Origin of the sequence: Microcoleus sp. B6-A1 (assembly GCF_036705085.1) — a bacterium.
GTDB lineage: Bacteria > Cyanobacteriota > Cyanobacteriia > Cyanobacteriales > Microcoleaceae > Microcoleus.
The window spans coordinates 33,907-42,850 of sequence record NZ_JAUBTU010000061.1 but is presented as its reverse complement, the minus strand read 5'-3'; the positions used below and the strand labels follow the sequence as shown (position 1 = coordinate 42,850).

The following is an 8,944-nucleotide window of genomic DNA, read 5'->3' as shown; positions in this document are numbered from 1 at the left end:
CGCGAATTAAATAACTTACAATTTTAATTGTTATTGTGGGATGGGCGTCCCGCCCGTCCTTTTTGGACGGGCGGGACGCCCATCCCACTTTCAAGAGTGGAAGTTATTTAATTTTCATTCCTTATATCGGTTAGGTGTTCTTTGGCCGTACACCCTAAATATATAGGTTCTCCATCCAGGAGTGAATTGCGGGTGAGGCACTGCACTCACCGCGAATAATTAGGTTAACTTACTTGGCTTGAAAATGGTGGTAAGGTGCGCCGAAGAGCACCCTACTTTACCACAATCAATCGGGCAATCAGGAGAATTGAAAACCCTGGCTAATAGGAAAAAGGTCGATCGACTTAATCAGGAAGACAAACATCCGGGGCGCACAAACTGGGGAAATCCAAAGTTGTGACTTCCAGCGTATCCAACTCAACTCTCCGAATTACATGATTGTTCGTATCAGCAACAAACAAATGAGGCCCGATCGCACTCAACCCTGAAGGTTCAAAAAATCGAGCCTTGAGACCTTTAGCATCAACCAAACCTGCTGTACCATCTCCAATCATTGTTCTGCACGTACCGCCCCGGTGGTCGATCCGCTTAATTTTGTGATTGTAAGTATCAGCCACCCAGAGGTAATTTTGAGCGTATTCAACACCCAAACAGTGCTGTAACCTGACCTCATCAGCGCGACCATCTTTATCCCCAAAACCAAACAATTCACCGCTACCGCAAACAGTCCGCACCTTCGGGTCTTCATCTATACCCACAGCACGAATCGAACTAATTTCGCTGTCGGCAACAAACAACTCCGATCGATCCGTAGACAGGCCACTGGGCTGAGAAAAAGCAGATTCTGCAAGATTCCCGTCAACACAGGATTCTCGGCCAATACCTGCATAAGTGCCGATCGTGCCAGTGTCTAACTGCATTTCCCAAATTTGGTGGGAACCCGCCATTGCAATAAAAAGTCTATTTCCAACTCTTTCTAAATCCCAAGGCGAATTCAATTGCGTTTCTAAACCCTTGCCGCTGCGGGGTGAAATTTCGTGACTTTGTTCGCCCGTACCAGCAACAGTTTCCACCCGTTGAGTCGTAAAATCAATCTTTCTGAGAGCATGATTTTCCGTATCAGCAACATATAGAATTTGACTTTCTGCATCAAAAGCCATACCTTGAGGTGCATAAAACTCAGCCTCTTCAAAGTCCCCATCAGCTAAACCCGGTTTGCCACTACCGATGACGTGCAGCACCTCACCTTCGAGGGTGCTGACAACAATCCTATTGTGACCGGAATCGGCAATAAATAAGCAAGAACCGACTAAGTTTTGTATAACTGAATTAGCAGGCCCTGGCAATACAGTTTCATCTACAGATTCATTTTCCTGACTCATTTCGCCCAAAAGCGCAACCTGTTGGTGAAGATGTTTTGCCTCCGTTGCAGCGATCGCAAATGCCAGCACTTTACCGGGAAAAGCCAGCGGTGTTGATACAGGTTTGCGCTGTTTTTCTAAGGTAAAACGCAGTTGTTTAAAGTTAAGTGCATTTTTGTCTTTGTATTCAGCAATTAACTTGCCAACTAACTCGTCAAGTGCTTCTCTATTGCCTTCGCCCGAAACAAAGCCGACGACATAACTTTCAGGATCGATCACCATTAAAGTCGGCCAAGCGCGAACCGCGTAGCTTTGCCAAACTTTCATGCCGCTGTCAACGATTACAGGATGTTCGATATCGTAGCGGAGGATAGCTTGGCGGATGTTTTCTACTTCTTTTTCGTTTTCAAATTTAGCCGAGTGAACGCCGATAACCGTGAGGGAATCTTTATATTTTTGTTCGAGGTATTTTAAGTCGGGCAGGACGTGCAAGCAGTTGATGCAGCAGTACGTCCAGAAGTCGAGGAGGACGACGCGCCCTTTGAGAGATTCAATGGATAAAGGTTTCTCGGTATTTAGCCAGGGGTAGTTTCCGGGGAATTCTGGTGCTCTGACGCGAGGCATGGCATCTCCTGGGTAGGATGTGAATGATTTTTTTACTTCTTTAATTTAGCGGGAAGTTTGGCAGGATGGGAAGAAAGCTGATTAAACCAGGGTTTTTGGACATAGGCAAGATGCGAGTGCGACAAGAGGGGGGCGAGGGGGGCGATCGGGCTTCATTGTCCTTGTTGCGTATAAATACTCAAAAAATTCCTCTTGACCTAATATCTAAAAAAATTATCAAAGGTACTTGACATTTCAGGATGACAAGCTTAAGCTATATCTAGGAACTTTAGCTAAGGTTATGAGAAATCACCCAATGTCCAAAACTATCTATGATGTCATCCAGCGTTTTGAGGTAGAAAAAGGCGTACCCCGCCTGATTTCAACCAATATTCAAGTGATTGAAGGTGGCGAAGATTTGATGTCTTTAGCTGCAAATTTACTCAAGCAACTGGGCTTCTATGACAAGTTTGACGAAAAGCGCACATCTCAATATATAGGGTACAGACTTAAAAACCCGAGGAAAGGAGATAAGCGCTATCAACTTGTTTTAGCTCAGCGGAAAGAGGGTTTATGTATTTCCATTCCCCAAGACAGATTAGAACCATATCTCCTCAACATGAAGTCTCATGTAGTCATCCAAGAACAAGTGGTTAGAGGTGAAAATCTAAAAGCAAGTTATTGGATATTACCTAGTAAAAGAGAGCAGTTTTTGAATTCCATAAAAGGAGAATATTGGCATCTTTTTGAGGAATTTGAAATAGGGGTCAAGAGGGAAATCAAAGGAGATGTTTACCTAAATTCTTATAAAGATTACGAAAACTCATATACAAATTGGGTAGAAGTTTTTCCCAGCGAGATACTGGATGAATTTCAAGCAGATACTTTGAGCAATGACCCCCAATCTTATCTAATAATTAATCCCGATAAACTGTTTCCCTACGCATGGCAAGTATCTATCAATTCAAGTGAAGTTCTAGAAGAGTTCCTTAGTTACTTTGCAAAAATTCTCATGGAGGTACAATAATGTCTGTAAAAGCTAAAAAACTTGTCAACCCTTACGAAGCAAGAATGCTTGAGTTCCTTCACACCTGTGTAGGCAACAACTATAAAATTCATACACAGGTGAGCTTATCCCAAATGTGCGAACAAGTTAGCAACCTTGACTGGGAACTAAAAAAGTTTTTATTTAGCAGTGCTGTGGATGCTCTAATCACAGACTTGAACTACAATCCTTGCCTAGTAGTAGAGTTTCAGTCTCAATACCACGATAGCCCAGAAGCGAAAGAGCGCGATCGCAAAAAAGCTACTTTACTTGAGTTTGCCAAAGTTCCCTTAATTTACTCGCGGGTAAAAGACTGGGGTTTGTTATATCTCTCTTCTCAAGAGGAGGAAGTAGTTTACAATTTATACACAGGACAAAACCGGGAAAATGCCCAAGCACTAATCACACAATATTGCAGGGAATCAGTCGCGCATCAAGTCCCGGCTGTAGCTTGGTAACTAGGAATAGTTAGGTTATTTATGTCCGAAAATACCAAGCTAATTAATATATGGCTTCGGGGTGGAGTCACCAACAATACACTCTTCTTGCTTCTCCAAAATTTTATCTTTACTTTTCCCTGCGGTTATTTTCCCAAATAACCAATACTCCGTTAATTTTGGTCTGGTCGATCGCACTTACGATCGAGTTAACCCACAGATTGATATTCTGCGGTTCCCCTTGCAAAGGCAATCTTGACGCGATCGCAGTAAGATTGTTCTCATTTGAGTGGTAGACGGATTGTAAATGTACTGCCTTTTCCTAACTCACTCTGGACTTGAATGCTGCCTTGATGAGCCACTGCGATCGCAGCCGCAATCGATAGCCCTAATCCTGCCCCACCTGTAGCTCTAGAGCGATCGCTCTGCACTCGGTAGAAACGATCGAAAATTCGCGTTTGCTCGGCTGGGTTGATACCAACACCTGTATCTTGAACTTGAATTATGGCTTCCTTGTCGGTGCAATCGAGGATGGCAAGGATTAGCCCTCCTGGGGGAGTGTAGTTAATAGCGTTGGTAATTAAGTTCGTCACCATCCCGTAAAGTTGGGCTTCATCCCCAAGAATTACAACGGCTCGCGAAGCACGAATTTCTAACTTCAATTCCACCGAAGCCACCATTGCTAAACCTGCAAGTTCTTCTACTAAATCGCCGATCAGATAGTTGAAACAGCAATGCTGCAATTGAGTCGGAATCTGTTGTTGCTCAAGTCTACAAATAAACAATAAATCTTTCACTAACCTAGAAAGGCGGATGTTTTGTCGTTCGATAATATCGAGGTTTTGACTAACCTCCGGTAAATCTTCAGCCAGACGAGTATCCTCAACAGTAGCCTGAATGACAGCCAGAGGCGTTCGCAATTCATGAGCGGCATCGGAGGTGAATTGTTGCATCTGGCGATAGGACTGATAAATTGGTCGCATCGCTAATCCAGATAACCACCAACTCGCTCCTCCCACTAGCAGCATGACCAAGGGTAAGCCTAAAAAGAGCAACAATCGCAAGGTGTTAAGATAGGCATCCCATTCTTTGAGCGATCGTCCAATTTGCATATAACCCCAAGGCAAACCGCTGTTTGTTCTGAGTAATAGAGAAATTTGATAAAAGCGATCGCCATTAGAAAGATGCAGAATTTGCCAAAACTCTTTTGGTGCAAAGTTTTCTAATACATCCGGCTGCTCTCCAACCTTTGCTAATATTTCCCCAGATTGGTCTAAAAAGCGGAGATAATATCCCTCCTGCTGAAACACCCTAGCAGTATGTCGCGCCCCGTCATTGCCTGAAGAGTAACAGTTTTCATTCCACAGACACAAACCGGGCAAAATAGTTTTCAAGCTGGATGAAAGCTGTCCCGGTTGTTGTAATTGTGGTTCGATAGTGTCATGCAGCGTTCCGGCTAAGGACTGTAGTTTTTGCTGGAGAATGTATCGCTGCGTGTGAAACACAACCTGATAGACTGCAACACCGCATATACCTAACAACAACCCCAGGACGATCGCATACCAACCCGCAAGTTGCCAGCGCGTGCGGTTAAATAGCTTGTTGGAGTGCATATTACTTGCTCAAGCGATACCCGAATCCATGAACCGTTTCAATCATCCCGTCGCAGCCATAATCTGCCAGCTTGCGGCGCAACAGACGAATTCTAGCAGCAACTACATTGCTCATCGGGTCAGTATCAACATCCCACAAACGAGTCAAAAGTCGATCGCGCGTGAGGATTTGGTTCGGATGCTGCATGAAATATTCCAGTAACCGAAACTCATTAGCCGTCAGAGGAATCACCGTTAGCTGTCCTTCGTCATCGGTAGTAAAGATGATGGATTTAGTATAGTCAAGCCGCAATCGCCCCACCTCTAGTTGGGCAGGATTGAAATAGGGCGACTGTTCTGGAGACAAACTCCGTCCTCGTCGCTGGAGTGCCCGCAACCGAGCTAACAATTCTGCTTTAATAAACGGTTTCATCAGATAGTCATCAGCACCCGCATCTAGCCCTGCCACCATATCCTCTGTTCGATCTTTTGCCGTCAACATCAAAACGGGTAATGGATTATTCTGCTGGCGCAAGCGTTGGCATAGTTCGACGCCAGAGATTTCCGGCAGCAACCAGTCAAAAATGGCAACCGTGTACTCGATCCATTGGTCTTCCAGATAGTTCCAAGCAGTTGTGCCATCTTGCACCCAATCCACTAGGTACTTTTCTCGGCTCAAGGTGCGTTGCACGATGGCACCCAAATCGGGTTCGTCTTCCGCCAGCAGAATTCTCATTCGATCGCTACCTCATCCCCTTTCGTTGGTGGCTGCTCCACGTTGTAGTTTCTCAGATCGGGCACTTTCATCACCCGTTTAGGCATTAGAAACTTGCCAAATCGAGCATACAATGCAGGTAGAACCAGTAGGGTGAGAGCAGTTGAGGTAAAGAGTCCGCCGAGGACGACGATCGCTAGCGGCTGCAACAATTCCTTACCAGCCCCACCGCTTAAAACCAGGGGAATCATCCCTAATGCCGAGGTGAGTGCTGTCATCAAAATTGCCAGCAACCGTTCCGTCGAACCTTCCACAATGACCTTGGGAAGCGGCATTCCTTGCGCCAGTTTGGTGTTGTAGTTGTCTACAAGCAGCAATCCATTTCGCGTCGCTACGCCAAACAGGGTAACAAAGCCCACCATTGACGGAACTGAGATAACGCCGCCCGTCAGCAGGACTGAGATAACACCGCCAACCAGGGCTAATGGTAAGTTGATCATAACCATCAGCATGGCAGGAACGGATTTCACCGTGAAGTACATCAATACGGCGATCGCTAGCACTGCTAATATTCCGAAAATTAGGAAGTTTTGAGCAGCCCGTTGTTCCGACTCATACTGTCCGCCGTACTGAATATAGTAGCCCTGGGGCAGTTGCACTGATTGCTTAACCTTGGAGCGAATGTCACCGACGACCGAAGCAACATCGCGTCCCTGTACGTTGGCTGACACTACAATTAAACGTGAGACATTTTCCCGGTTAATCGTGTTCGGGCCATTGCCAAAGTCAACCTTTGCCACTTGCGAAAGCGGGATGATTTGACCTGTTGGGGTATTAACTTGGAGGTTGCGAATCGTGTTGAGATTGCGACGGGCTGATTCGTTGACCCAAACCAACACATCGACCAACTGTTGACCATCCGGCACCTGACCCACCACGCGACCATTCAGGGCTGTTTCCGTGAAATCGGACAATTGGGCGATCGTCAATCCATAGCGGGCGGCTGCATCTCGGTTAAATTGAATTTGTACTTGACGGATCGGTATTTGGGGCTCAAGCTGAAGGTCTACCAATCCCTTCACGCCTTTCATTGTCGTTTCGATTTGTTCTCCAATGCGCCGTAGTTCTTGTAAATCGTTGCCGAATACTTTAATGGCGATCGCACTTCTCACCCCCGACAACACTTCATCCATCCGGTGACTGATAAATCCACCGACATTGCCGGCAACTCCCGGAAACTGACCCAATACTTCGCGCAAAGCTTGGATTGCCGCAGGACGGTTTTGCATCGCTGCTTCACTCAGTTCCACGTCCAAGTGTGCCAAGTTCACCGATGCCGCATCCGGATCGCCCGGAGCACGCCCCGATCGCAGTTGTACTGATTCAAACCGGGGGTCATCCTTAAGGGCGGTTTGAATCGCTAAGCCAACGCGATTGGTTGATTCCAATGACGAACCCGGATAAAGGGCGATCGCATTCATCAGCGATCGTTCCTGGAACGTTGGCAGAAAATCCCGTCCTAACGTCGGCACAATCAACATTGCCGCTACCATTGAGGCTGTGGCCAATCCTACAATTAAGGTAGAGCGACGCATCGCCATTCGCAGCAACGGATCGTAAAGTTGTTTAGACCACCGGGCTAGGAAGGGTTCTGTCGTCTGCATCCGGCTGTGCGGTAACAGAATGGCACACAATGCAGGCGAGATAATCAGCGATTCCAGGCTGGAGATGACAACCACCACTAGGTAGGCAATGCCCATCGGGGTGAAGATCCGCCCCTCTACCCCAGAGAGTGTGAAAATCGGTGAAAAGACAATAATCCCAATTAACGTCGCTCCAATCAGCGACTCGCGCACCTCCTGAGAACCCTCAAAAATAATCTCCATTGCTGGCTTGGGATTGGGCGAGAGGCGATTTTCCCGTAAGCGGCGGTCGGTATTTTCGCAGTAGACGATCGCATCATCCACTGCTGTCCCGATCGCCACTACCAATCCGCCGAGGGTCATGGTGTTGAGTTCCAGTCCGATCCAGGAACACACTAACAGCGAGAACAGTAGCGAGAGAAAGAAATCCAGCAAACAGATGGTGAGGGTGCGCCAGTTCATCAGAAAGGGAATCAGGATGGCTGCGACAATCAAACTGCCTTCGATCAAGGCCGATCGCACATTACCAACCGAGGCATCAATGTAGGCATCTTGCCGGAAAGTGACATTCGCCTTTACATCCTTGGGTAAACCTGGTTTAATTTCCTCCATCGCCTCGATGATGGCTTGCGTGACGGTGGGACTATCCACCAAAGGTTGCTTGTTGACCATCACGACCACAGCCCGTTTAGTATTCCAACTGGCATCGCCTCGCTGGAGTGCAGCCCCAATCTTCACCTCTGCCACATCCCGCAGTAGAATGGGTTTTCCCTCCTGCACCTTGACCACAGCTTTTTGCAAATCTGCGATCGTCTGGATTTGTCCCTCTCCCCGAATGACCAATTCGCGATCGGGGTCAATCAACAATCCACCGGCAGTTTTGGCATTTGCCTCGTTTGCCGCCTTGACGACTTCCTGTAGCGAAACCTTCAACGCTTTGAGTTTTTCAGGATTCGCAATCACCTGAAACTGCTGCAAATCTCCGCCGTAAACCAGCACTTGCGATACGCCTGGAACTGCCAACAACCGATTGTTGACTTTGCCATCCACCAAACGTCGCACTTCCATGATCGATGTAGTGTCAGACGTGAACGCATATTGAATCACCGTCCCAATGGGGGGAGCTAAGGGCGATATCTGCGGTGTACCTATGCCTTCTGGAAGTCGGTCTTGCGCGTCCTGCAAGCGCTCTGCCACGAGTTGACGAGCTTGATAGGGGTCAGTACCCCATTTAAACACCACCCGCAATACAGAAATTCCTACGGCTGAGGAGGTACGGACGACTTCAACTCCTGGTGTTCCGTTTACCGCACTTTCTAGCGGTAACGTCACCAAGGATTCCACTGCTTCCGGCGCAAGACCGGGGGCTTCTGTCTGTACTTCTACTTGAGGGGGCGCAAAGTTGGGCAACACGTCGAGGGGCATTCGACTTACAGTATGTGTACTCCAGATGGTTAGGGCGATCGCCCCGATCACCACTAACCATCGTTGAGCAATAGACCATTTGGGGATGACGTTTAACATAAAAATGAAATTTGGATAGCATTA

The 8,944-nt window shown here is 47.2% G+C and carries 6 protein-coding genes; 2 read left to right on the top strand and 4 right to left on the bottom strand.

Going from position 1 to position 8,944, the window contains the following annotated elements:
* Positions 1–344: 344 nt before the first annotated feature.
* Positions 345–1,985, bottom strand: coding sequence for a thioredoxin-like domain-containing protein (locus tag QUB11_RS21150; RefSeq protein ID WP_333199456.1), 1,641 nt, complete (start codon positions 1,983–1,985; stop codon positions 345–347).
* Positions 1,986–2,280: 295 nt separating this feature from the next.
* Here QUB11_RS21150 and QUB11_RS21145 point away from each other — a divergent pair, with 295 nt between their 5' ends.
* Together QUB11_RS21145 and QUB11_RS21140 are read left to right on the top strand one after the other, a co-directional pair.
* Positions 2,281–2,991 carry a hypothetical protein gene (locus QUB11_RS21145; RefSeq protein WP_333199454.1) on the top strand — a complete coding sequence of 237 codons (711 nt, stop codon included), beginning with the start codon at positions 2,281–2,283 and terminating at the stop codon, positions 2,989–2,991.
* A complete protein-coding gene (locus QUB11_RS21140) occupies positions 2,991–3,467 on the top strand; it encodes a DUF2726 domain-containing protein (protein WP_333199451.1) in 477 nt (158 codons plus the stop codon). The genes QUB11_RS21145 and QUB11_RS21140 overlap by 1 nt, the downstream gene beginning before the upstream one ends.
* A 260-nt stretch (positions 3,468–3,727) precedes the next feature.
* On the opposite strand, the gene rppB is transcribed toward QUB11_RS21140, so the two are convergent.
* Genes rppB through QUB11_RS21125 form a run of 3 tightly spaced genes read right to left on the bottom strand, consistent with a single transcriptional unit; the run spans position 3,728 to position 8,920 of the window.
* On the bottom strand, positions 3,728–5,059 hold the full coding sequence (gene rppB, locus QUB11_RS21135) for a two-component system sensor histidine kinase RppB (RefSeq protein WP_333199449.1): 1,332 nt from the start codon (positions 5,057–5,059) through the stop codon (positions 3,728–3,730).
* A 1-nt stretch (position 5,060) separates the two neighbouring features.
* Positions 5,061–5,774: a two-component system response regulator RppA gene (gene rppA / locus QUB11_RS21130; protein WP_333199447.1), complete on the bottom strand. Its 714-nt coding sequence runs from the start codon at positions 5,772–5,774 to the stop codon at positions 5,061–5,063.
* Complete coding sequence (locus QUB11_RS21125; RefSeq protein WP_333199445.1) at positions 5,771–8,920, bottom strand: efflux RND transporter permease subunit; 3,150 nt, start codon at positions 8,918–8,920, stop codon at positions 5,771–5,773. Before QUB11_RS21125 ends, rppA begins: the two co-directional genes overlap by 4 nt.
* Between the last annotated feature and the right edge of the window lie 24 nt (positions 8,921–8,944).

Excerpts from the sequence above, each read along its gene's own strand:
- QUB11_RS21150 (WP_333199456.1), bottom strand. The coding sequence starts at position 1,985 with ATGCCTCGCGTCAGAGCACCAGAATTCCCCGGAAACTACCCCTGGCTA.
- QUB11_RS21145 (WP_333199454.1), top strand. The coding sequence starts at position 2,281 with ATGTCCAAAACTATCTATGATGTCATCCAGCGTTTTGAGGTAGAAAAA.
- QUB11_RS21140 (WP_333199451.1), top strand. The coding sequence starts at position 2,991 with ATGTCTGTAAAAGCTAAAAAACTTGTCAACCCTTACGAAGCAAGAATG.
- rppB (WP_333199449.1), bottom strand. The coding sequence starts at position 5,059 with ATGCACTCCAACAAGCTATTTAACCGCACGCGCTGGCAACTTGCGGGT.
- rppA (WP_333199447.1), bottom strand. The coding sequence starts at position 5,774 with ATGAGAATTCTGCTGGCGGAAGACGAACCCGATTTGGGTGCCATCGTG.
- QUB11_RS21125 (WP_333199445.1), bottom strand. The coding sequence starts at position 8,920 with ATGTTAAACGTCATCCCCAAATGGTCTATTGCTCAACGATGGTTAGTG.